This window comes from Treponema sp. B152 (assembly GCF_024181665.1).
In the GTDB taxonomy this organism is placed as follows: Bacteria; Spirochaetota; Spirochaetia; order Treponematales; family Treponemataceae; genus Treponema_B; species Treponema_B denticola.
The window spans coordinates 2073532-2098795 of sequence record NZ_CP058668.1 but is presented as its reverse complement, the minus strand read 5'-3'; the positions used below and the strand labels follow the sequence as shown (position 1 = coordinate 2098795).

Below are 25264 nucleotides of genomic sequence, written 5' to 3'. Positions count from 1 at the left end.
TTGGAAACTCATGACTGTAAATTCAAAACCGGTTGTAAATTTAAAATCGGTATTTTCGGATAAATCTTTTTTAAAAAACTTATTTATAATTGCCGTGCCTATAATATTGCAAAATTTTATAAGCTCCTTTGTAAATATTTTAGACACAATAATGATAGGCCGTTTAGGCACTATTGAACTTGCAGCTGTGGGACTTGGCAATCAGTTGTTTTTTTTATTGAACTTGATTTTGTACGGCATAGGGTCGGGCGGCATGGTCTTTACCGCTCAATTTTGGGGCAAAAAAGATTTTAAGGGTTTACAAAAAACCTTTTCCGTTTCTCTCATCGTTGCCGTTTTTTTCAGTACCCTCTTTACACTGGCCTGCACTATTTTTCCGAAAGAAATTTTATCCCTCTATTCAAAAGATGCGGCCGTAATCGAAAAGGGGGTAGACTACCTCAGCGTTTCGGCATTTTGCTTTTTGCCCTTTGCGGTAAACTTTATTTTTATGATTACCCTCCGTTCTATAGAAAAGGTAAGGGTAGCGGTTGGTGCAACGCTCGTTTCACTTTTTGTAAACCTTATACTGAATGCTATTTTGATTTTCGGTTTGTTGGGCTTCCCCGCACTCGGAGTTAAGGGGGCAGCTATTGCAACAGTGGCTTCCAGAGTCGCCGAGCTTATCATTCTTTTTTCCGTAACAAAGAAAAAGAAATATCCCATACTCGGAAAACTCAAAAATCATTTTGACTTTGATTTTAAATTTATAAGACAATACTTTGCGATAGTTATGCCGGTTTTAATAAACGAATCTTTGTGGTCTTTAGGTATTACCTTTCATCATAAGATATTTGCAGGAATCGGCACCTTTGCCTATGCCGCCTACAATATTACAAACACGGTTTCGATGCTGACATGGGTTATTTTTATAGGCTTCGGAAACGGAGTCAGCGTCTTAATAGGAAAAAAAATCGGAGAGAGAAATTACGATGAGGCAAAAACTTATGCGGCAAAGGTTTCAATCTTTGTGCCCTTTGTTGCCGTTTTTGTCGGTGCTATGCTAATTCCTATTTCGTACTTGACTCCTATTTTTTTCAATGTAGAAACAGTTGTTTTGCAGACCGTTATGAAGCTTTTTATAATTTTAGCCTGCTGTTATCCCTTAAAAGCGTTTAACATGTGTATGCTTGTGGGCATAATAAGGGCAGGAGGCGATACCCGTTTCGGTATAATCTGCGACACGGCAGTTATGTGGTGTGTTTCCATTCCTCTGGCATATTCTTTGTCGGTTTACACCTCTATTCCGGCATGGGGAATTTATATTTGCCTTTTTAGCGAAGAACCTTTTAAGGCTCTTCTGGGGCTTTGGCGTATCAGGTCGGGTAAATGGCTCCGCTCCGTTACGGATTAAGGATTGGGAAATTAGGAGCTTTGTTAAAAGTTCCGTCTAGGCAGTTTTCCAGATTTTGCCTGAGCCGTCAGCTTTTTCGAGGGAAGGAGTACATTCTCCGTTTACAAAAGCATAATCGTTTTGTATAGGTTTATAGTTTTCGATTTTGTTTTGAATACTTTTAAGCATCTTCTCCCTGTCTTTTGGAAGAGTTCCTCTTACCCTAAACTCCAGATAATCGTGGAAGCCGTCATAAAAAATAGGCTTATCCTCATTACCTAAAAGCTCGATCAATCTTTTTTCTTCTTTAAGGTTTTCCATCTCGCTGGCAGCCTCATATTTTCCCGCCTTTATATCTTTATAAAGCGGAACTTCTTTGTGGAGAAACATTGAAAAATTTATGACGCGGATTGGTTTTGTCTTGTTTAAAAATTCTGCCGTTGCTTCTGCATTTTCAATGCTTCTGCCTTTTCCGGCGATACCCGTCATAATGTGGGCTCCGAAAGAATAGCCGTGCTTTTGTATTTTAGATACGGCCCTTTCGGCCTCAGCCCTTGTGTGATCCTTATTCATAAATAAAAGAACATCGTCCAAGCCGCTTTCTACTCCTATATAAAGAGTTCTAATGCCCTGTGTATATAGGGTTTCCAACTCGGTATCGGTTTTTTGTAAAATGCCTGTGATTGTCGCATCCATGTTTATGCAATTACAATCGGGAAAATACTTATGGATTAAATTCAATATTTTTAAAAGATGTTCCGTTTTTAAATTGAAGGCACTTCCGTCTCCTAAAAAAATTTTTGAAAGGTTCCCGTTTAAATTTTTTACGCGTATAAGCTCCTCTTCGATTTCTGAAAGAGATAAGTCTCTATATTTTATGTTGCGGAATAAATTACAAAACTTACACTTATTATATGAGCAGCCTACTATTACGGGAAGCATAAAAGAAGAACGCTCCATAGGAGGCCTGCAAATTCTACCTTCATATTCCATAAATTACCCTCTTGTATATTATACATTCAAAATAGCATACTTTCAAGATAGCAATTTTATCTCGGCTTGTACATAAGGGGTTTTTGTTATATAATTATAAAAAACAAAGGCTAAGGAGGCTCATAATGAATCTTTACAGAAAGCTGCCTATCGGCATTCAAAGTTTTGAAAAACTTAGAACAGATAAATATCTTTATGTTGATAAAACGGAGCATCTTTTTAGACTGATTTTAACCTCGTCCCCCTATTTTTTAAGCCGTCCGCGCCGTTTTGGAAAAAGCCTTTTCCTTTCTACACTTGCAGCCTATTTTTTGGGAAAGAGAGACCTTTTTAAAGGCCTATATATTGAAAAGGCGGAAGAAGAAAGGGCCGGGTCGGAAGGCTCGGAGCCTTGGACTGAATACCCTGTCCTTTATTTGGATTTTAACACAGGCATTTACGATACAAAGGAAGGTCTTTTAAATAGACTAAATTCCTTTTTGCAGGAATATGAAAAAATATATGAAAGTACGGGACTTGACCTGCCCGACCGCTTTCAAAATTTGATAAAGGCTGCTTATGAAAAGACCGGCAAACAGGTAGTTATCCTTGTAGACGAGTATGATAAACCCCTCTTACAGACAATGTATGTAAATGAAACCCTAAACGAAGAATTCCGCAGCACTCTTAAATCTTTTTATTCGGTTCTAAAAACTTGCGACCAATATATCCGCTTTTCGTTTTTAACGGGCGTAACAAAATTCAGTAAGATAAGTATTTTTAGCGATTTAAATAATTTGCAGGATATAAGTCTACACGAATCTTTCTCTTCAATTTGCGGTATTACCGAAAAAGAACTGCACTTTACTTTTAAGCCAGAAATTGAGGCTTTAGCAGAAAAAGAAAAGATAAACTATGAATCTTGTGTAGAACTTTTAAAGAAACGATATGACGGCTACTTGTTTGCCGGTGTAGGAGAAAGCGTCTATAACCCATTCAGTGTTTTAAATGTTTTTTCGGCAAACAATGCCGGCAGCTATTGGTTTGCTACGGGCACTCCGACCTTCTTGGTAAACTACCTAAAAGATGTTCACTATAATATTCCCGACCTAGACGGAAATGTTGAGCTTGATGAAGCCGGTCTAGCCGATTACCGAGCCGACACAAAAAATCCTCTTCCGATTTTATTTCAAGCAGGATATTTAACAATTAAAGAATATATAAGAGAAGCGGCCCTTTACAGATTAGGCTTTCCTAATGATGAAGTCCGTTACGGTTTTCTTAAAAACCTTTTGCCGGGTTACACATCTTTGCGTACAGATCAAACAGCTTCTTCCGTTTGGCGTTTTGTTGAAGATGTAAAGGCAGGAAATGTGGACGGCTTTATGGAAAGAATGAAGTCCATAATTGCCGGTATTCCTTACGATAATCTTCCCAAAGAAAAGTTAAAGCTTAGAGAGCAAAACTATCAGACTGCCGTTTATTTGATTTTTAAGCTGATGGGGCAATTTGTTGAAACAGAGATACACTGTGCAACCGGAAGAGCTGACTGTCTTGTTCATACAAAAGATACGGTTTATATCTTCGAATTTAAACTTGACGGAAACGGAAGCTCGGCAGATGCGGTAGCACAGATAAAAGAAAAAGGCTATACAGCTCCTTTTAAATCAAGCGGTAAAAAGATTGTGCTAATAGGTTCATCCTTTGATGAAAAAGAACGTACCATAAAAGACTGGAAAACCGAAACTCTTTTATAAAATGAGTTACAAGCGAGGAAATAAAATTGAGTAAACTATTTGTTGTAGGTATAGGCCCCGGCGGGGCGGAATATATGTCGGCTCAGGCGGCCGAGGCCTTAAAGCAATCCGAAATAATCGTAGGCTATTCAGGCTACATTGAATATATAAAACCCTTTATCGAAGGCAAAGAGATTTTTCAAACGGGAATGACCGGCGAAATTGAAAGATGTAAGTATGCAGTTTCAAAGGTAAAAGAAGGAAAAACTGTAAGCATTATAAGCACCGGAGATGCCGGCCTTTACGGAATGGCAGGCCCCATCTTGGAGCTTGCTCCCGATTTAAATGTCGAAATAATTTCGGGTATTTCCGCCGCCTTTGCTGCAGCTTCAAGGCTGGGTGCTCCCTTAATGCACGATACGGCTCTTATCAGCCTTTCCGACAGGCTCACCGATTACGAGGTTATAAAAAAAAGAGTCGGCTTAGCGGCGGAGGGCGACTTTGTAATTGCCCTCTACAATCCAAAATCCAAAACTCGTTCCGATTATATCGAAGAAGCCGTAAATATAATCTTAAAATTCAGGGCTCCCGAAACACCTGTAGGCATAGTAAAAAATGCCTGCCGTAATAACGAAAAAATTACCGTTACCGAGCTTCAAAAAATAAATTACGATGAAATCGACATGTTCAGCCTAATAATAATAGGCAACAGCAACACCTACATTAAAAACGGAAAAATAATTACTCCGCGAGGATATAAGATTAAATGATCTGGATTATAGGCGGAACCACCGAAGCCGGAAGCCTTGCAGATTTTTTAAAAGCAAAAAATGAGCCCTATATAATGAGCGTTGCAACGGAAGAAAGCCGGGACTTTTTTAAAAATCATAAACTTAAAATCGGCAGAATGGATGCTCTTCAAATGGAACAATTTTGTATTGAAGAAAAAATAAGCCTCATTGCCGATTTAAGCCATCCTTATGCCCTAATAGTTTCTCAAAACGCAAAAAAAACCGCACAAAACTTGAACATAAAATATTTACGCTTTACCCGCGGAACTTCGCAATCTTCAACGGACTTAGAGCAAAATAGCTTTTACACTTTTGCGGATATGGAAGGCCTTTGCTCATTTTTAAAAGAATTAAAATCTTCTACGGTTTTTTTTACGACAGGTTCCAAAACCGTTTCGGACTTTGAAGCCTTCCGCTCCTCAAACCGCTTTGTATATAGAATTTTACCTACGGCGGACAGTATCGAAAAATGTAAAAATGCAGGAGTTGCAACTCAGGACATAATTGCCATGACAGGCCCCTTTTCTCAAAATTTAAATGAAGCTATGTTTAAAGAATACGGAGCCTCCTATATTGTGATGAAGGACAGCGGGGATGCCGGAGGCACAAGGGAAAAACTCGCCGCCTGTGAAGCTCTAAATATAAAAGCCTTAATTCTCGGGCGAGGAAAAGAAGAGGGCATTAACGAATTTGAAGAATTTAAAAAAGAGGTTTTAAAATATGGACATGCTTAGGATAGAGGATTTAAGCCTTTCCTACGGCGACAAACCTGTTGTTCAAAATTTAAACCTAAGGGTAAAAAAAGGGCAAGTGGTTTCGATAATCGGGCCCAACGCTTCGGGAAAGTCCACCATTTTAAAAAGCATCGCAGGAATTATAAAACCCGTTTCCGGCAAAATCTTTATCGAAGAAAAAGACATCTCAAAAATGGATTCCAAAAAACTCGCCCAAAAAGTTTCTATACTATTACAGCAAAATAAAACTCTGGACGATATGAGCATCGAAGAATTGGTTTACTTCGGCCGTTATCCCCATAAAAAATGGTTTGAGGGCTTTGAAGCTTCCGATAAAAAGATAATAGAAGAAGTTATGAAGCTTACAAATACATTTGCCTTGCGGGACAAAACCTTGGAAACACTGTCCGGCGGCGAACGACAAAGAGCTTGGATCGCTATGGCCCTTGCCCAAGAGCCGGACATCCTTTTGTTTGATGAGCCGACCACCTATTTGGATCTGGCTCATCAAATAGAATTCTTAGAGCTTGTAAACCGCCTAAACAAGGAAACGGGTGTTACGGTAGTCTTAGTTCTTCACGACTTAAATCAAGCAGCCCGTTACGGCAACTACCTTTTTGCGATGAAAGAAGGTAAAATTTTTGCACAAGGCAGTCCCGAAGAGGTACTGAATCCTCAAAATATTTTGAGCATTTACAATATTGAAGCTAAAATCTTTAACGCTGCGGGCTATCCGGTTGTTATACCTGAAAGGAGATTGTAGTGCGTTTATGTATAATTAAACTCTAGTCAACGTAAGTTGAAAAGTGAATTGTAAGTTGAAAAATAAATTTTCGGAGGTTAGAAACATGAAAATTAACAAAAAATTGGTAAAAACGGTATGTTCGGTTTTTTTGGCATTAAGTCTTTTAAACTGCCGATCGGAAGATAGATTTCCGATTGGGCGGATGGAGGTGAACCTAAAGACTCCGGTCCCGAGGGATACTTCAAAACTGTTTTCGGACAAAGATTTTAAAACGGAATACGGATCTTCTAAGGTTGTACGTGTAAACTTGTCGGCATTATCGGGTATCTCGGCTAAAGGTTTGACCGTAAACGGAAATACGGTAACAATAAATGCGGGAGGACAATACATCATCTCAGGATCATTAGAGGATGGGCAGTTCATTATCGATGCCCCCGATAATGATGAAGTACACCTCATCCTTGATAATGCGGATGTTTTGAATTCTTCTATGCCGGTAATATATGCAAAAAAAGCCGGAAAAATTCTTATTACCCTTGCAAAGGGAAGTAAAAATAAGCTTAATGTAAGCGGAAAATTCGCCGATTCGGATGCCGGTAAAACAAATGCCGCAATTTTTTCGCAAACGGATTTGACCCTAAACGGAACGGGAGAGCTGAATATTGAAAGCAAGTATGGAAGCGGAATTGTTTCAAAAAAAGATTTACGTGTAACAGGCGGCTCTTTCACCGTTTCCGCATCAAAACATGCTCTTAAAGGATGCGACAATGTAAGCATTGCAGACGGAAAATTTACTTTGACAGCCGGTAAGGATGGCATTCATAGTGAAAACGAAGAAAATGCAGAATCGGGAAATATTTATATTAAAAACGGAGAATTTACCATCAACGCTGCAAGTGAAGCCCTCGATGCAATAAATGATATCACAATCGACGGAGGCTATATCAATATTGCAAAAGCCGATGAAGGCATGGAGGCTCTTACAATCAATATAAACGGCGGAAAAATTATGGTGGTTTCATCCGATGACGGACTGAATGCTTCATACAGCGACAAAGAAGAGATTGAGGCAAAATTGTCGGGAACTGCTTTGACTGATAATTCTTCAAAGAAAACCGAAAAAAAAGGCCCGCCCGTTTTATCGGAATCTGCTGCAAGTACTTATGTTAATATTACGGGAGGAGAGATAACCATAAATTCTCAAGCCGATGGGATTGACTCAAACGGCTCGGTATATGTGTCAGGCGGAAAGGTAAATATATTGGGCCCCGTATCGGATGGTGATGCAGCCCTTGATTATGATTTAACGGCCTTAATAAGCGGCGGCGAATTTATCGCATCGGGAAGCCGAGGTATGGTACAAGGTTTTTCCGATAAATCGACTCAAGCTTCCTTTATCGCAAATTTTTCAAAGACCGTAAAAGGCGAAGTAATAGTAAGCGATAGTTCAGGTGCTGTTATATTAAAGACGAATCAGGACAAAGATTTTCAGTCTATTGTTGTAAGTTCAAAAGGTTTAAAAGTAGGTGAAACTTATAAAATAACGGCCGGCGGACAAACGCTTACCCTAAAGATGGATTCGATCTCTGTAGGGGATAATATGCACAAAAGACGCTAAGGTCTGGTTTCGACCTACTTAGAAAAGCCGGATTCGCAAAATGGGTCAGGCAAAAAGCAACCTTGAACTTTTTAATGCCGGTTATTCTTATGTTGGAATAACCGGCGTTATTAAGATTCTTAAAAATTCCTTTGCACACTTTGTATCTATACCGTTAAAAAAGTCCAAAAAGACTTGATTTTTTTATATTTTGCAATATAATAGTAGGTATGATTGCGGAATATTATCTAGGCTTAAAATTCAATTTTTCTCATTGCAATTTTTTGTGTGCCGGTGTTATGCCGAAAAATGTTAGCCTAAGTTTACCCCCCCCCCCCCCCCCCAATTTTTCTATTAAGTAAAATATCTCTAATTAAAACTGCTAATACTTATTTTTCTCAATCTAAAAACCGCAGGGCTGAATTTATTCGGTTCTGCGGTTTTTTGTATAAATTTATCCCATTTAAAAGGAGGGAAACAGCTATGATTTGGAAATGAACGATTAACATACAAGATAAATTGAAAAGACGGGAGTTCTTATCCTTTGGGATAAGTGTGGATTTATAGTTGAGTTTAAAACTCAAAAATTATAACCCTCTAAGTGAGGGAAAGGAATGGTTTAGAATGAAAGAAAAATTTTTATTAGATATAATGACGGATAAGTCATTATCATTAGTAAAATTTTTAAAAAATACAGATCCCAAAGAACCTAATAAAGTGAATGAAGATATGAGCAGATTAATAGCTAAATTCAATAAAATATTAAAAGGTGATGGTGAAAATTTCCAAATAAGTTCAGCAGATATAGAGAAAGAATGGTTTCCAGAAATTAGAGCTGATATTTTTATATCACACTCTCACAATGATTTAGAGATTGCTCGTGCATTAAAAAATTTGATAGAAACAACATTTGATCTAGAATGTTTTATTGACGCTGATGTTTGGGAACATTATCATTTATTAGCATCCTTGCTGACAGATAAAGGAGATAATAGTTGTTGGACTGATAATATTATTAAAAGTTCTGCTATTTTAAATGTTGCTTTATTTAAAATGATTAACAGGTGTAAAGCCTTGTTTTTTATAAAAAGTAAAAATTCTACTATAAACAATAACCATCAAACTTTGTCTCCATGGATATACAGTGAAATATCCATTAGTAATATTATACACAGTACAGAAAAATATAATGAAAGCGTTCAAGTGTTTTTTGATACGGATTTTTCTAATTTTCGAAATTTTACTTTTAATGATTTAGAGACATGGCTTGATACTTGCAAAGGAAAAAATATTAAAGGTACAAAAGCTTTAGATAAATTACTGGATATAGTTAAAAATAAAAGAGGAGGTTTTATTAAAAACCCATGAGCAATGCTAAAGAAAAACATTTGGAGTTTATACAGGGAGTTATAACTCGTATGGCAAAGTGTTCATTTATGATAAAAGGATGGGCTATTGCCATTGCTACAGCAGGTATAACCTTGTTGTCGAAACAAGAAATAAGGTTTTTGTATTTTTTTCCTGTATTTATTCTAATTATCGGACTTTGGGCCTTGGACGGATTTTTCCTCAGTCAAGAAAGAATGTATAGGGCTTTATACAATAAAGTAAGAAAAGAGGATAATACAGATTTTGATATGAATGCTTCTGTATTTAACAGCGGTAAAAATAGTTGGATATGTTCGACTTTTTCAAAAACTCTTTTATTATTTTACGGCATTATTTTTGCAGCTGTTATAATATTTTTTATTATAGCAACTATAAAATGCAAAATAGAATTTATTATTTAAAGGAGAAAATTAGCTATGAAAAAAACTAATTTTAAACTTAAGACTAAGGTCTTAAATCGGGCAGTATCAATTACTGCATTGTTGTTTGTTGCGGGCCTCTTATTTACAGGTTGTCCGCAAAAAGTAAAGGAAGAGTCTAAGCCTGTCTACTACACTGTAAGTCTTGTACATGAAGGCGGTACCCTTACAGCGAATCCAGCAATCCAAGACGGCAAAGCCTTAAAGGACAGCGAGATTACCTTTACAGCAAGCCCTGCAAATACTTCGACCCATGAAGTTGATAAGTGGGAGATTACAGGCGGAACAAAGATTTCAGGCGGTAACCCTGGAGATACAAGCGTAAAGGTAAAGATTACAGCAAATACTACGGTAAAGGTTACTTTTAAAGAAAAGCCTGTCTACTACACTGTAAGTCTTGTGCATGAAGGCGGAAGCCTTACAGCAAATCCTGCCTTGCAAGACGGTAAGGCCTTAAAGGATAGCGAGATTACATTTACTGCAGCTCCAGCAAATCTTTCGACCCATGAAGTTGACAAGTGGGAGGTTTCTGGCGGACAAGTAGTTTCAGGCGGCGAAGATGGAAGCATAAGTGTAAAGGTAAAAATTACAGCAAATACAACGGTAAAAGTTACTTTTAAGAAAAAAACTCATCCTCTGATTCTTAAATCACTTACAATCTTTGGTAAGAATGCAATATCGGGCCGAATAATTGTCGATAACAGTAAGACTGAGGTTACGGCCGGTGATGTATCTGCCAGTTTTGATTACGGATTGGTAACGGGCGAAACAATACCGGTAAGTATAACTAACGGTACTCTTAATGTAGGCGAAAACACAGTAAACTTATCAATAGCTGCCGTGGAGGGTAAATACGAGGCATGGACTAAAGATATTGTAGTTTCACGCCAAGAGGCTGCTCCCATTGATAAGACTTATACTGTAGGTGCAGTCGGATTTACTATGAAAGGTATAGCCGCTGTAAAGGATGCGCCCTTGGGACATAATGATTACGGTTACAATAAGCCTCATACCATAAGTTTAAGTGCCTATCTTATAGGGGAGACAGAGGTAACGCAGGAGCTGTGGCAGGAGGTGATGGGCAATAACCCGAGCTGGTTTGATGGAAGCTCCGGCAAAGAACCTGCTGTAGGCGAAACACAGGGAAAGCGGCCTGTAGAAAGGGTAAACTGGTATCATGCAATAGCTTTTTGTAATAAACTCAGTATAAAACTGGGGCTTGACCCCTGCTATACGGTAAAGGTTGGAGGAACTCCCGTTGATTTTGCAAATCTTAGCTTTGATCAAATTCCTACTACTAATAATTCAGATTGGAATGGGGCTGAGCTTGATATGAATAAAAGCGGTTTTAGACTTCCAACGGAGGCGGAATGGGAATGGGCAGCTAAGGGAGGAAAGGATTATAAATGGGCAGGAACAAATACCGAGGCTGAACTTAAAAACTATGCTTGGTACCGTTCAAACAGCGGATCTAAAACCCATGAGGTAAAGAAAAGGTCTCCTAACGGCTACGGCTTATATGACATGAGTGGGAATGTATTTGAATGGTGCTGGGATTGGTATGGTACTTTGCCGGCTTCGTCGGGAGCGGACTATACAGGTGCCGCGTCAGGCTCTAACCGTGTTTATCGCGGCGGCGGCTGGGACAGCTTCGTGGACTACTGCGATGTAGTCTTTCAGTTCAGCTTCAGGCCTATCTACAGGCTCTACTATCTTGGCATCCGCTTGGCTTGCCGGCCATAGATCCGCTTAAAAATGTACATCCGTGTACTTTTTAATGCCGGTTATTCTTATGCGGGAATAACCGGCGTTTTTTATATATGGTAACCTCCAATACCGCAATATTTTGTAAATTTTCTACCACGATTTTTCAAAAACTCTTGACCATTTTTTTTTCTATTAGTATCTTCTTATAAGATATAGGATAGTTGGAGTTCAAATGAGCAAAAATCATGAAAAGCAGGCCGACAAAAAACAGGCGGAAAAGGAAGACCTTGAAAAAGACCTTCAGCCTAAAGATGAGTCTGCTGTGAAAGATGAACAAGGAGCCGGATGCGGTTGCAAAACTTCAAAAGAAAACCCTCAAGAAGACAAAGCAGAGCAAAACAGTTCTACCGGCGGCAAGTGTGAAGAAAAACCTGAAAAAAATGATGATGTGTTAAGTCCTGAAAAGCGGATAGAAGAGCTTGAAACTATTTGCAGGGACTGGCAGGATCAGTATTTACGAAAGGCTGCGGATTTTGAAAATTACCGCAAACGCATGATTAGGGAAAAGCAGGAAGCAATAGACTATGCAAACGGCAATCTGCTTTTGGATCTTGTGCAGGTGCTTGATGATTTTGACAGAGCTATTGATGCCGGCAAAACTCAAGGCGGAGAGGCCTCAAACAATGCCTTTGTAGAAGGCGTTGTGATGATAAAGAACCAGATGGTTTCTATGTTGAGCTCAAAGTACGGGCTTAGCTATTATCCTGCAAAGGGAGAAGCCTTCGACCCCAATCTTCACGAAGCCGTTTCAATGATTCAGTCTCCCGATGTAAAAGAGGCTGTTGTAGGGGAAGAACTTCAAAAAGGCTACAAGCTAAAAGAAAGAGTGATTCGTCACTCGAAGGTAATGGTACTAATGCCTGCCGAAAAGCAGGATGAAAAAAAGGCGGAAGAAAGCGAAGCCGCCGATAAAAAAAACGAAAATTAGGTTTATAGGAGATATTGAAAATGGGAAAGATTATTGGAATTGACTTAGGAACAACAAACTCTTGCGTATCGGTAATGGAAGGCGGTGAGCCCGTTGTTATACCGAACTCTGAAGGCGGAAGAACGACTCCGTCCATTGTAGGCTTTACCTCAAAAGATGAAAGGGTTGTAGGCCAGCCTGCAAAAAACCAAATGATTACCAACCCTGAAAGAACCGTTTATTCGGTAAAGCGCTTTATCGGGCATCGATATAGCGAGCTCACAGACGAATTAAAACGCGTTCCCTACAAAATCGTACCTCAGGGAGAAGATGTACGAATCGACATTGACGGAAAACTTTATTCCACACAGGAAATTTCCGCCTTTATTCTGCAAAAAATGAAAAAAACAGCCGAGGACTATCTGGGCGAAAGTGTAACCGAGGCCGTTATAACAGTTCCTGCTTATTTTAATGATGCGCAAAGACAGGCAACAAAGGATGCCGGAAAGATTGCCGGCTTGGAAGTAAAGCGAATCATAAACGAGCCGACAGCCGCTTCCTTGGCCTTCGGTTTTAACAAGGATTCTAAAAAAGAAAAAACAATCGCCGTATACGACCTTGGAGGAGGAACCTTCGATATTTCTATTCTTGAATTGGGTGACGGCGTTTTTGAAGTAAAATCCACAAACGGAGATACCCACCTCGGCGGTGATGATTTTGATAACAGAATAGTAAACTGGCTTGTTGACGAGTTTAAAAAAGATACGGGCATTGACCTATCTAAAGACAGAATGGCCTTACAGCGTTTACGCGAAGCCGCTGAAAAGGCAAAGATTGAACTTTCTTCGGTTGCAAATACGGAGGTAAACTTACCCTTTATTACAGCCGATGCAAACGGGCCTAAGCACTTACAAAAGAGCTTATCCAGGGCAAAGTTTGAGCAAATGACGGAAGACCTCTTTGAAAGAACAAAGGAGCCTTGCCGAAAAGCCTTAAAAGATGCGGGTATAACTCCCGATAAAATCGATGATATTCTTTTGGTCGGCGGTTCGACGCGAATGCCTAAAGTTTTGCAGATTATAAAAGAAATTTTCGGTAAAGAAGGTTCTAAGAGCGTAAACCCCGATGAAGCCGTAGCAATGGGTGCCGCTATTCAGGGCGGTATCTTGGGCGGAGATGTTAAAGATGTTCTTCTTTTGGACGTTACTCCTCTTTCTTTGGGTATCGAAACGATGGGAGGCGTATTTACACCCCTTATCAACCGAAATACTACGATTCCGACAAGGAAGAGTCAGGTCTTCTCGACAGCCGCCGACGGACAGACTGCCGTTTCTATCCATGTATTGCAGGGAGAACGCGGTATGGCCAGCCAAAACAGAACCCTCGGCAATTTTGACCTCGTAGGTATTCCTCCCGCACCGCGCGGAGTTCCGCAGATTGAAGTTACCTTCGATATTGACGCCAACGGTATTGTTCACGTTTCGGCAAAAGACCTCGGAACCGGAAAAGAACAGCATATCCGAATCGAAAGCTCGAGCGGCTTAAGCGAGAGCGAAATCGACAGAATGGTAAAAGAAGCTGAAGCCAATGCCGAAAACGATAAGCTCGAAAAAGAAAAGGTTGAAGCAAAAAATAATGCCGATTCTCTTATTTATCAAACCGAAAAAACTCTCAAAGAAATGGGAGATAAGATCGGTGCTGCCGATAAGCAAAAAATTGAAGCTGCAATAGCCGATTTAAGACAGGCTCTTAATTCCGATAATACGGCTGACATTAAGGCAAAGACCGAAAACCTCCAGCAGGCTGCCTACAAGATTGCAGAAGAAATGTACAAGCAGCAGGGCGCTCAAGCAGGAGCCGATCCTAATGCAGGCAGCTCTCAGGGTGCTCAAGCGGGAACCGATTACGGTACTTCAGGTCCCAAAACCGGCACAGCCGATGATGTTGACTATGAAGTCGTAAATGATGATAATGATAAATAAATTTTAAGACTTAATAAACAGGAACCTCTAGAAACTGATGTTTTTAGAGGTTCCAAAATTTTTACACTGGGAGTTTTTAGTGCCGGCATCTAAAAGAGACTATTATGAGGTTTTGGGCGTAGATAAAAAAGCCTCAAACGATGACATCAAAAAAGCATATCGAAAATTAGCAATCAAATATCATCCCGATAAAAACCAAGGGGATAAGGCTGCTGAAGAAAAATTTAAAGAAGCAACCGAAGCTTATGAAATTCTTATCGACGAAAAAAAGCGCAGCATGTATGACCAATTCGGCCATGCAGGTGTAGACGGAATGTCGGGCGGCGGAGGCTATGATCCTTCCGCCTTCCAAGGTTTTGAAGACATTTTCGGCGGAAGCTTTTCGGATATTTTTGAAAATCTATTCGGAGGAGGGTTTTCTTCCCGCTCGTCAGGTTTCGGCGGCCGCCATGCAGGTCCTGTTCGCGGTTCTAACCTGCGCTATGATCTTCAAATTTCTTTTGTTGATGCCGTTTACGGTAAAAAAGCCGAACTCAGTTATACCCGCAATGAAAAATGCTCCGAATGTCATGGAACAGGCAGCGAAAGCGGAAGCTCAAAAAGGATGTGTCCTGATTGTAAGGGTACGGGACAGGTGCGCCAAAGTACCGGTTTCTTTTCCATATCGAGACCATGTCCTACCTGCGGCGGCGAAGGCTCCATAATCGAAAAACCATGTAAAAAATGCGGAGGAAACGGCTTAGAACGTAAGAAACAGCGCATAATCGTTACCATTCCTGCCGGTGTCGAAAACGGAAAACGGATTACGATTCCCAGTCAAGGAAATGCCGGTCAGGCCGGCGGAGACTACGGCGACCTCTTTGTATTTATCTTTGTTCAAGCTCATCCTTATTTTGAACGTAATGGAATAGACCTCTACTGTGCTGTTCCCATATCAATGACTCAGGCAGCCTTGGGCGGGGAAATAAACATCAAATCTCTCGATGAAAAAACATTGAGACTAAAAATTCCGGCCGGAACACAAAACGGAAAACTTTTAAGGATTCGAGGCGAAGGTGTTCCTACGGGAATAGGCCGAAAGGGCGATCTTTATATTCAAATTCAAGTGCAAATTCCTTCAAAATTGTCATCAAATTCCAAAAAACTTTTGCAAGAAATTTCAGCGATTGAAGGTGAAAATGAAAATCCTAATCTTATCCCTTTAAAAGATTTACCTTAAAAATTTTTACTTTACACTTTATTTTTATTTTATTTTATGATATAATACCCTTTAAGCTGGAGAAAATCATAATGATAAAATTACGTAAATTACTTTCAAATATTCTAATAAGTGTTGGGATGGGGAGTGTTTTTGCTCTCTTCTTGATATTTGTCAGCCCGAGATTTTTGTTTTTAGGTAAATTTTATTCGGCTAATGATATGACTCTGGCTTTGAGCCGATTGGAAATAATTCCTGAGATAACACAGATTCACCGTTTTATCATAGGATCCTTGGTTTTTGTTATTGTTGCAATCTTTGCGGATTCGCTTATACGCAGCTTTTATAAGAAAATAGAAAGTAGGGCGTATGATAAGCCTAAAACTAAGGTTTTTGCGGAATTTTTGAAAAAAATTCGGTTTTGTTACACTATAGAAAATTTAATAGATACCGTACAGAATGAGCTTGAGTATTCGGGTGACTGTTCGGTAATGCTTGTAGATACCATAGAAAATATTGTATTATATAATAGTTCTTCAAGATTTATTTCCTCTCCTGAAACTTTTTCTTCTCTGCATGAAATTACAGTAGAATACAAGCCCGGAGTTTATTTTTTTAATGCAGATATGCAGGGATGCAAACTTAAAGATGCCCGTATTGCTGCTGTAATCTTAGAAAAAATACAATTTTTTATTATTTGCGGATATTTTAACGAGGTGGAACCTGAGATTTTTAATACACTGTTTTCGGAATTTTTGAGTTATCAAAACAGGGTTACTACTCTTGAACAGCTTTTATACTTTTCGGAATTAAGCCAAGAATGGAACATGGTTGCCAACACACAAAAAGCCTTCTTACCTCAAAAGCTCCCTGAGATGCCTATGCTTGAGTTGGCTGCTTATTTTAAACCTCTTGTAAACGTATCAGGAGACTATTACGATGCCATAAAAATCGATGAGCATAAAACCCTCCTAGTTGTAGGGGATGTCTCCGGTAAGGGCCTTTCGGCTGCATTGGTTATGGGTATTGTTGTAAATACAATCAAAATAGCAAAAAATAAAGAAGACCTTCCTGCTCTTGTTTTGGCGGTAGACAGCGCCATAAAAAGAATGGGCCTTTTGGATAAGTATACGGTTTTATTTTTAGGTTTAGTTGATACCGAAAAAATGACTATAAAATATGTTAATGCCTCGATGGAAGATCCGATGATTCTTACTGAATCTCCGGACGGCTACAAGGTAAAGGTTCTTGAATCTACTTGCAGTATTGTAGGTATTATTGACTTCGATAAAATAGAAGTTCATGAAAGACCTCTTTATCGAGGTGATGTTATTTTGATGATGACTGACGGTGTTCCCGAGGCTATGAATAATGAAGGTGTTGAATTAGCTGAGACCGATATGTACATGGAATCTATAAAATCCTTTGTTCAATATAGTGCAGATGATATAGTGCAAAAAGTTGCCGGTATGGCTTATGCTCATGCAGGTAATCAGCCCATGAGAGACGACATTACTATAATGTGTGCTAAGGTTAAGGGGTAAGGTATGGGGCTGATTGTTTTTGAATTCTTTTTTCTTGTTGTTTTAACAATATTGGCTATAAGTCTTATTTTTAAAGAAGAGCCTTATGCAAGAAGCCTTTTTATGGTTGCCGGAATGACGGTAATAACGACCTTGCTTTTTTTGACCTTAATATTAGCATTATATTTTAATTTTTCCGGTGTGGTTTTTATTATATCTAAAATTTTCATGATAGGGATGGTTTCGATTTCATTTTTTACCTTGCAGTTTACTGTTAAAATGCCTTATTTTGAGCGTAAGAAGAATGTTTCTTTTACAGTGTTTAATGGTATTTTACATTTAGGGATTGCAGCATTTGTAATTTTCTTTGTAAAAGGTTTCTTTTGGAATCCTCTATCAGGTTTTAAATTCACATCGGTTATGATAGCGGGAAATCCTGCCTCAGATATTTTTGAAAGGATAGTCCTTTTGGTTGTACCTGTTTTGGCGATGTTGATTTCTATATATAAAGTTTTTAAGGAAGAAAGTATAATTTACAGGCAGCAGATGATAATTTATTTTCTGGCCCTTCTTTTTAGCGTAATTATTTGGAGCTTTGTATATTATCTTTCTACTATTTTTTCATGGGCAATAGCTATAACACCTTTTGGATATCTGCTTTTGCTCTTCTTTGCTTCATTCGGATTTTCAACCTCAATGGTATATGATAGAAAACAGCTGTTCCTTGCCTTATTGAGGTTTTTGGTTTTTATCTTAGTGTTTGCCGCAGTAACAGGTTATTGGGCTTCATGGGTTCTTACCTATGTCCGTAATTTTTATCTTCAGGTTGTTTTGTTGATCGTAGGAGCTCTTATTTTCCTTGCTATTAGGAATTTCGTTTCTCAAAGATTTAAATGGCTTTTGGGTGATACTTCCGAATATGCGAAGGCCATAGAAGAAAAATTGCAACAAGTTGACTATACGAAAGGCCGTGAAAAAGTTATGGAAGATTTTTCTAATATTTTATTGGATCAGCTAAATGCCGACTCTATCAATATTTTGATTGCCGGTGAAAATGAAATATTGGAACCTGTTTATTCGACGCTGAATGTAACTTCTACTTTTGATGCCGCTCAACCTATTTTTAACTTTTTATTGAATGAAAATATTCAGGTTATAATGAGATCTCAAGTTTTGACAAACCCCGTTTTTTCCGATGTAAGAAGTGAATTGATAGGCTTTATGAACCGGATGTATGCAGAAATATTGATTTGTGTACGTGAGGGGCAAAAATTGATAGGTGTTATTTCCATTTCTTCTAAAAAAAGAAAAGAGGCTTATACTACATATGATTTTGATGTTTTAAGTAGTCTTTATTCTTACTTCTTTTTAGTTGTTTACTATTTAAGAAATATTGCAAAACAGGATATAGTTCTTATTCTTGATAGAGAAATAGAAATGTCCGATCAAATTATCGGTTCAATTCAAAAAAACATAGATATTGTCGAAAAAAAAGTTATTGATGTGGATTCGGTCGCTTTTTCGGCTCATCAATTGGGAGGCGATTTTACCGACTTTATTAGATTGTCTGAAGATAGGTATTTATTTTTGATAGGAGACGTTTCCGGTAAAGGCTTGAGTGCAAGTATGTCAATGGTTATTTTGAAGTCTGTTCTTCACACATACCTTTCAGAAACACCTGATTTTAAAGAGCTTGTAATAAAAATAAATACGTTTATAAAGGAAAATTTGCCAAAGGGAACGTTCCTTGCAGGGCTTTTCGGTATTATAGATTTTAAAACCACAACAATATATTATCTTAACTGCGGTATTCCCCTCATGTCCATGTATATTGATTCTTATAAAAATGTTATCGAAATACAGGGAGAGGGAAGGGTATTAGGTTTCGTAAAAAATATACGCCCCTTTTTAAAGGTCCGAAAAATCACAATGAACCGTAATGATATTATAGTATTTACGACTGACGGTTTGTTGGATTCCAAGAACTTAAAAGGCGATAAATTCGGAAATGATAGAGTAAGCCGTTTAATTGCAGTAAATAGAACTAAGTCTGCTAAAGAGATTTCTAATGCAATATATAAAACATTCTTGGATTATATTGCTTATGAAATTGAAGATGATATTACTATTATGACATTTAAACATATATAAGGAAGTTTTATGGAGAATTTAATTATTAATGAATCGGAAGTATCCGGATGCTTATTATTGTCTATAGAAGGCTCTGTTAATTTATATACATCCGGTGATTTTGAAAAAAAAGTATATTCGGCAATTAAAGATCATGATACAATTTTGGATCTATCAAAGGTAACATCATTGTCGTCGTCGGGAATTGGAGTGCTTATGTCTGCTCATAACGATAGTGAGGATAACGGACACAAGATGTATATATTGAATCCGGCTAAGGATGTCAAAATGGCTCTGGATTCAACAGGTTTTTCCGATGTGTTTAATATTATCCATTCCATTGATGAGATATAAAAAGTTTTAATTTGTTTTAAAATATGTATTTTACTCCAAAGAAGATTTTTTCTCTGTTTCTCTTTTTTGCATTTATGGTTTCTATTTATCCAAATGATAAAATCTCTGATGAAGATATATATAAAAAAGTATATACGTATATTTCAAAAAGATTTCCTAAGCAAATTTTTAATAAAATAAACAATAATCGTGAGATTTTTTTTAAGGACTTAAATGTTGTTTTGAAAAATGAAAAAGAAGATGAATTGATTTTGGTAGATAAGCTTAATTTTCTTGATAAGTCCTATGAACCTAAAAATATTATATTGCTTTATGATGTAAAAGATAGAAAGTATCTTTTAGAGCGCTACGATATCTATCTTGCAAAAATTGCGGAGCGTCCCTTGCAAAAATTAGCAGAAGCTGCAAAAAAAGAAGGGATAGAAATAATGATAAGTTCGGGCTATCGTTCTTATATCTATCAGGCAAATCTTTTTTCAAAATATGTAAATGTGTATGGTAAAAAAGATGTTCAGTTTTTTTCTGCACCGCCCGGAGCAAGTCAGCATCAACTGGGTACCGTAATCGATTTAGGCAGTATTGATGATTCTTATGCCGATACTGCTGAAGGAAAATGGATGTTTAAAAATGCGTGGAAATACGGCTGGTCCCTATCCTATCCTAAAGATATGGAGCATATTACAGGCTATAAATGGGAGAGCTGGCACTATCGGTATTTGGGAGTTGAAGCTTGTAAATTTCAAAAAGAATGGTTCGGCGATATTCAGCAATATATGCTGGAATTTATTGATCTTTGGAAAAAAGAGAAAGCAAAACTTAATTAGTTGTTTATATCTTTTTCGGATAAACCGAAGCCTTCCTCTTCATGGTTATGAATCCCATATGGTTCAATATGTACCATTACATCATAAACATTTTCTATTTTTTCTTTAATTGCTGAAGTTACCTTTTCCGCAATGCTGTGGCCTTCGCAGATACTCATTTCGGCATCGACCTCAATATCCAAATCTATATCTAAAAGATTTGCCATCCTTCTTATTCTTGCGCGGTGAGGATTATGAGCCCCTTCAACGGAATTTACAGCCTCAAATAATTGTTTATATAAAATATCGTTTGTATTTCCGTCCATTAATTCAACATTCAGTTCCATAAAAAGGTCTATACCCGATTTCATAATCCAAAGACTTACGAGGAGGGCTGTAACAGCATCGAAAATAGGAGCTTTAAAAAAGCGGGAAATTGCAAGACCTGCTAAAACCGAAGCAGAAAGGATTACGTCATTTGTCATATTTTTTGCATTGGCTTGAATCATCATGCTGCCGGTTTTTTTTCCTATAATATACTGGTTTAGGGCTAAAAGAAGTTTTACTGCAATTGAAGATACCGTAACGATAACTGCAAGTATATGAGGCATCAGAATAGTTACGGTTCCTTTATAAACATTTATGAGTTTTCCCCCTGCCGTGATACATAACTGAAATCCGGCTATCATAATTATAAAGGCTAAAATTAAAGAAGCCATAGTTTCTGCCCGCTGATGGCCCCATGGGTGTTCCTTATCCGAAGGTCTTCCTATTATAAAACTTACTGCAAGGGTCATAATAGAAATGGCAACATCTGTAGCAGAGTCAATTCCGTCGCCGATTACTGAAAGACTGTTTGCATAAATTCCTATTACAAGTTTTGCGATACATATTATTATGTTTCCTATAAGAGAAATTAAGGAGGCAATTCTTACAAGTTTTATTCTATTACCGTTATTCATTTTTTTATTATATCAAAATAAAATAATAAAATCAATCTTAAAAAGGAGTTGAATATTATAAAGTTTAATTGTAGAATGATGTTTACCGGAGATATTTATGTATTCAAATTCTAAATGCAATAAATTTTTAATGTATTTTATTTTTATTATTTTTTTATTTTGTTCTTGTCAAACTTTTTACCCCAAAAACAGTCCTGAATTTTCTTTTATAGAAAATTCGGAAAAAAATTTTGTTTGGGAAAAGTTGACTGAAGGAATTTTTCTTTCACATATTAAATATGAAGACTATCCTCTCATTGTACATGCCGTAAAAATAGATCTGACTAATCCTAAATTAAAAATAGTTGTAACGGAACCTGCACTCTTTAACAGCAAAGGTATGGTAAAAAGAGAAACAACTTTAAGTTTCGCTCGAAGGCATAATACTGTAATAGCCTTGAATGCCACATTTTTTAATGTAATATCTTTTTCATTTTCTTTAAGAGGAGAGCCGCTTGGAATTCATATCGATAAAAAAATAAATTTATCTAAGCCTTTTCCTAAATATGGGGCGCTATGCTTTTTAGATGATAATTCTGCCTTTATAATAGAGTCCCAAAATACGGAAGACATTAAAGCTGATATTGAATATGCCGTAAGCGGGAACAGAATAATCTTAAAAGACGGAAAGCCTATAATAACAAATATCAGTAAAAAAGAAAATTCAAGAACCTGTGTTGGTCTTGCAGATGGAGGAAAAACTTTATATCTTTTTTTTGCAGAAGGTGAAAATAAAAAAAAGAGCAGGGGTATAACTTATGATCAAGCTCATTTTTTTATGAAAAAACTCGGTGCCCAAGATGCTATACATTTAGACGGAGGAGGTTCCAGCTCTTTAATAATAAAAAAAGAAAGTAACTTTTTTGTTGAAGTTCCTTCAATTTCAAATTTCGGTTTGCGTAGGGTTGTAACTAATTTAGGTTTTATAATAGAGGATTGATTAAATGGCAGGCAGTAAAATGCCCTTCTTCCGTTTCGATTAATTCCGGCGGAATCGATTTACACTTTTCAAAAGCCTTTGGGCAGCGTTTGTAAAAACGGCAGCCTTGAGGGGGATTGATTGCACTGCTTATTTCTCCGTGGATATGAATACGCCGTGCCGACATAGGAGAATCTATATCGGTACTTGGGATTGCAGAAATTAAGGCTTGAGAATAAGGATGAAGCGGATTTTTATATAGGTCGGCACTTTTTGCGAATTCCACAAGTTTTCCCGAATACATAACGCCGACCTTATCGGAAATATATTTTACTATAGATAAATCATGGGCAATAAATAAATAGGTCATTTTAAATTCTTTTTGAAGCCTTATCAACAAATTTATTATTTGAGCTTGAATCGAAACATCGAGGGAAGAAATAGGCTCATCACAGACTATGAAGTCGGGCTCCACTGCCAGGGCTCTTGCAATTCCTATTCTTTGTCTTTGCCCTCCCGAAAATTCATGTGGAAATCTATTGGCATGTTCAGGCACAAGGCCTACGGTTTCAAGAAGAGAGTATACGCTATTCTCCCTTTCTTTTTTTGTTTTATATAAATTGTGAGCTTCCATCCCCTCCGAAATAATTTGCGAAATTGTCATACGGGGATTAAAAGAAGCAAAAGGATCTTGCAAAATTATTTGCGCCCTCTTTTTAAAAGCGTGTAGTTCTTTTTTTGAGGCCGATCCGATTTCGGTTCCGTCAAAAATTATTTTTCCGGCAGTAGGGCGGTAAAGGCCGAGGACAGTTCTCCCTAAAGTGGTTTTGCCGCAGCCCGATTCGCCTACAATGCCTACCGTTTCTCCTCGGTTTATCGTGAAGCTTACATCATCCACTGCATGTAAAATTTCTTTACGGCCCAGAGTAAAATATTTTTTTAAATTGTAAACTTCTAAAAGAGTATCAGCCATTGTTTTTTCCTTTTGCAAATTCATGTTGAAGCCAGCAGGAAGTAAAGTGTTCATCACTTATCTGCATTTCGGGAGGTTTATGCCTAAGGCAAACTTTCATACATTTTTCGCATCTGTTGGCAAAAGCACAGCCGTCTGAAATAGAAAGCATATCGGGATGATTGCCCTCGAGTGAATAAAGCTTATTTTCTTTTAATTGATCTATTGAGGGAACGGCTGCAAGCAGAGCCTTCGTATACGGGTGTTGTGCATTTTTAAAAATATCTTCGGCTCTTCCGCGTTCGATAATTTTTCCGGCATACATAACCTGAATGCGGTCAGCAATTTCGGCTGCAACTCCGAGGTCATGCGTGATGAGCATTACGGCCGTCTTTGTTTCTTTTTGAATTTTTTGTATAAGTTCCAATATCTCGGCTTGAATTGTAACATCCAGTGCCGTTGTAGGTTCGTCGGCAATTAAAATTTTAGGATTGCTTGCAAGGGCTATCGAGATTAAAACCCTCTGCCTCATGCCTCCTGAAAATTCGTGAGGATATTGCCTGAGCCTTTTTTCGGGGTCAGGAATTTGAGCCAGCTCTAAAATTTTTACGGTTCGCTCTAAGGCTTCTTTTTTGCTCAACCTTTGATGAATTAAAATACTTTCCATAACCTGTTTGCCTATGGGCATCGTGGGATTTAAATATGTCAGGGGGTCTTGAAAAATCATGGATATTTCATTTCCTCTTATGTGATGCATTTCTTCTTCGGAATATTCCAAGATATTTTTATCTTCAAAAATAATTTGGGATTTTTCGTGTATGCGTGTTTTTTTTCCGGGAAGGAGTTTTAAAATTGAATGAGCCGTAACACTTTTTCCGCAGCCGGACTCTCCGACAAGTACAAGAGTTTCATCCTCGTATAGATTAAAAGAGATACCGTTTACGGCATGGATTGTTCCCGCATAAGTTTTAAAAGTAACAGCCAAATCTTTAACTTGTAAAATAGGTTTCATTTGTACTTCCTTAAATACGGATCCATTGCATCCCGTAAAGCATCGCCGATAATCTGCAACGATAAAATTGTCAGACTTATAAAAAGGGCAGGAAAAAATAATTGATAAGGATAAAAAAGCATTGTCTTTTGGGCTTCGGATGCCAACACTCCCCAGCTGGTATATGGCGGCTGAATTCCTAAGCCGATATAAGATAAAAAGGCTTCTCCAAAAATAAATGAAGGAATATCAAAGGTTAAGGCGATTATCATAATGCTCACAGTGTTGGGAAGTAAATGCTTTATTATGATTTTAAATGAGCCCGTGCCCAAGGCCTGTGCCGCTAAAATAAAATCCTGATTTTTTATCTGTAAGACCTGCCCCCGCACAAGCCGAGCAGTAAAACACCAGCCTGTAATTGTCATTGCGATGATAATCGAAAAAATTCCTTTACCGAAAATAAGAGAAATTAAAATAGCGGTAATTAAATAAGGAATACTTGAAAGTATTTCGACTATGCGCATCATTATAGTATCGGTTCTTCCGCCTGAGTATGCTGAAATACCTCCATAAATTAAACCTATGCTCATGTCGATTGCAGCTCCTATAATTGCAATTATAAGAGAAACCCTGCCGCCCTTACAGACCCTTGTAAATATATCACGCCCCAATTCATCCGTTCCAAAAAAATGAGAAAACGAGGGACTTAAATTTTTTTCTTTTAAGTTTCCGTCATCGATTGACATGCCGCTTAAAATCGGGCCGAATGAACATATTAAAATAATTAATCCCAAGACTGCACAAGAAAAAAGAGCTCTTTTGCTTTTTTTAAACCTCCGCCTTACATCTTCCCAAAAGCCTATACTGACTCTTGTTGTTTGAAGCGTCTTTTTTGTTCTTATAACGGGTTCAAAATCCGATGGACTTAAATTTAGTTTCTTAGCCGGCTCATCATAGCTTGCAATTTTTTTCTCGTTCATTT

Annotated in this window: 22 protein-coding genes; 17 read left to right on the top strand and 5 right to left on the bottom strand. The window is 37.8% G+C overall.

Translation table 11 applies throughout. The features are described 5' to 3' along the window. Window positions 1-10 precede the first annotated feature (10 nt). The gene (locus tag HYB91_RS09805) at window positions 11-1393 is read left to right on the top strand and encodes an MATE family efflux transporter (protein WP_002676985.1); all 1383 of its coding nucleotides are present in this window, start codon (window positions 11-13) and stop codon (window positions 1391-1393) included. 36 nt (window positions 1394-1429) lie between these two features. On the opposite strand, the gene HYB91_RS09800 is transcribed toward HYB91_RS09805, so the two are convergent. Continuing rightward, a complete protein-coding gene (locus tag HYB91_RS09800; RefSeq protein ID WP_002676986.1) occupies window positions 1430-2365 on the bottom strand; it encodes a radical SAM protein in 936 nt (311 codons plus the stop codon). Between the two features lie 125 nt (window positions 2366-2490). Here HYB91_RS09800 and HYB91_RS09795 point away from each other — a divergent pair, with 125 nt between their 5' ends. The 15 genes from HYB91_RS09795 (at window position 2491) to HYB91_RS09725 (ending at window position 20440) form a co-directional block, all read left to right on the top strand. After that, complete coding sequence (locus HYB91_RS09795; RefSeq protein WP_002676987.1) at window positions 2491-4101, top strand: ATP-binding protein; 1611 nt, start codon at window positions 2491-2493, stop codon at window positions 4099-4101. A gap of 26 nt (window positions 4102-4127) precedes the next feature. Next, on the top strand, window positions 4128-4850 hold the full coding sequence (gene cobJ, locus HYB91_RS09790; protein WP_253719494.1) for a precorrin-3B C(17)-methyltransferase: 723 nt from the start codon (window positions 4128-4130) through the stop codon (window positions 4848-4850). Beyond that, window positions 4847-5605 carry a precorrin-6A reductase gene (gene cobK, locus HYB91_RS09785; RefSeq protein ID WP_002676991.1) on the top strand — a complete coding sequence of 253 codons (759 nt, stop codon included), beginning with the start codon at window positions 4847-4849 and terminating at the stop codon, window positions 5603-5605. The genes cobJ and cobK overlap by 4 nt, the downstream gene beginning before the upstream one ends. Continuing rightward, the gene (locus HYB91_RS09780) at window positions 5592-6368 is read left to right on the top strand and encodes an ABC transporter ATP-binding protein (protein ID WP_002676995.1); all 777 of its coding nucleotides are present in this window, start codon (window positions 5592-5594) and stop codon (window positions 6366-6368) included. Before cobK ends, HYB91_RS09780 begins: the two co-directional genes overlap by 14 nt. An 85-nt stretch (window positions 6369-6453) precedes the next feature. Beyond that, the gene (locus tag HYB91_RS09775) at window positions 6454-7968 is read left to right on the top strand and encodes a carbohydrate-binding domain-containing protein (protein ID WP_002676996.1); all 1515 of its coding nucleotides are present in this window, start codon (window positions 6454-6456) and stop codon (window positions 7966-7968) included. 603 nt (window positions 7969-8571) lie between these two features. Continuing rightward, window positions 8572-9315, top strand: coding sequence for a hypothetical protein (locus HYB91_RS09770; protein WP_002677001.1), 744 nt, complete (start codon window positions 8572-8574; stop codon window positions 9313-9315). Then, window positions 9312-9737 (top strand): hypothetical protein, encoded by a 426-nt coding sequence (locus HYB91_RS09765; RefSeq protein ID WP_002677002.1) that lies wholly within the window; start codon window positions 9312-9314, stop codon window positions 9735-9737. Before HYB91_RS09770 ends, HYB91_RS09765 begins: the two co-directional genes overlap by 4 nt. 15 nt (window positions 9738-9752) lie before the next feature. After that, entirely contained in the window at window positions 9753-11498 is a 1746-nt protein-coding gene (locus HYB91_RS09760) for a formylglycine-generating enzyme family protein (RefSeq protein WP_002677003.1), read from the top strand. Window positions 11499-11694: 196 nt separating this feature from the next. Beyond that, window positions 11695-12450 carry a nucleotide exchange factor GrpE gene (locus HYB91_RS09755; RefSeq protein ID WP_002677004.1) on the top strand — a complete coding sequence of 252 codons (756 nt, stop codon included), beginning with the start codon at window positions 11695-11697 and terminating at the stop codon, window positions 12448-12450. 20 nt (window positions 12451-12470) lie between these two features. After that, a complete protein-coding gene (gene dnaK, locus HYB91_RS09750; RefSeq protein WP_002669872.1) occupies window positions 12471-14411 on the top strand; it encodes a molecular chaperone DnaK in 1941 nt (646 codons plus the stop codon). 37 nt (window positions 14412-14448) lie between these two features. Beyond that, window positions 14449-15630 (top strand): molecular chaperone DnaJ, encoded by a 1182-nt coding sequence (gene dnaJ / locus HYB91_RS09745; RefSeq protein WP_002669873.1) that lies wholly within the window; start codon window positions 14449-14451, stop codon window positions 15628-15630. A gap of 71 nt (window positions 15631-15701) precedes the next feature. Continuing rightward, on the top strand, window positions 15702-17153 hold the full coding sequence (locus HYB91_RS09740) for a PP2C family protein-serine/threonine phosphatase (RefSeq protein ID WP_002677005.1): 1452 nt from the start codon (window positions 15702-15704) through the stop codon (window positions 17151-17153). A 3-nt stretch (window positions 17154-17156) separates the two neighbouring features. Then, window positions 17157-19283, top strand: a complete 2127-nt coding sequence (locus tag HYB91_RS09735) for a PP2C family protein-serine/threonine phosphatase (RefSeq protein ID WP_253719493.1) — start codon at window positions 17157-17159, stop codon at window positions 19281-19283. A gap of 9 nt (window positions 19284-19292) precedes the next feature. Beyond that, a complete protein-coding gene (locus HYB91_RS09730) occupies window positions 19293-19616 on the top strand; it encodes an STAS domain-containing protein (protein ID WP_002669876.1) in 324 nt (107 codons plus the stop codon). Between the two features lie 23 nt (window positions 19617-19639). Further along, on the top strand, window positions 19640-20440 hold the full coding sequence (locus tag HYB91_RS09725) for a M15 family metallopeptidase (protein WP_002677007.1): 801 nt from the start codon (window positions 19640-19642) through the stop codon (window positions 20438-20440). Here the strand turns inward: HYB91_RS09725 and HYB91_RS09720 are convergent. Continuing rightward, complete coding sequence (locus HYB91_RS09720; RefSeq protein WP_002677008.1) at window positions 20437-21381, bottom strand: cation diffusion facilitator family transporter; 945 nt, start codon at window positions 21379-21381, stop codon at window positions 20437-20439. The genes HYB91_RS09725 and HYB91_RS09720 overlap by 4 nt on opposite strands. Before the next feature lie 97 nt (window positions 21382-21478). Between HYB91_RS09720 and HYB91_RS09715 the strand changes: the two genes are divergently transcribed. Then, complete coding sequence (locus tag HYB91_RS09715) at window positions 21479-22360, top strand: phosphodiester glycosidase family protein (protein ID WP_002677010.1); 882 nt, start codon at window positions 21479-21481, stop codon at window positions 22358-22360. On the opposite strand, the gene HYB91_RS09710 is transcribed toward HYB91_RS09715, so the two are convergent. The 3 genes from HYB91_RS09710 to HYB91_RS09700 are packed head-to-tail and all read right to left on the bottom strand — an operon-like array spanning window position 22344 to window position 25262. Next, complete coding sequence (locus HYB91_RS09710; protein WP_002669881.1) at window positions 22344-23312, bottom strand: ABC transporter ATP-binding protein; 969 nt, start codon at window positions 23310-23312, stop codon at window positions 22344-22346. The two genes, HYB91_RS09715 and HYB91_RS09710, sit on opposite strands and share 17 nt — an antisense overlap. After that, window positions 23305-24303: an ABC transporter ATP-binding protein gene (locus HYB91_RS09705; protein WP_002677011.1), complete on the bottom strand. Its 999-nt coding sequence runs from the start codon at window positions 24301-24303 to the stop codon at window positions 23305-23307. Before HYB91_RS09705 ends, HYB91_RS09710 begins: the two co-directional genes overlap by 8 nt. Further along, entirely contained in the window at window positions 24300-25262 is a 963-nt protein-coding gene (locus tag HYB91_RS09700; protein ID WP_253719492.1) for an ABC transporter permease, read from the bottom strand. The genes HYB91_RS09705 and HYB91_RS09700 overlap by 4 nt, the downstream gene beginning before the upstream one ends. Between the last annotated feature and the right edge of the window lie 2 nt (window positions 25263-25264).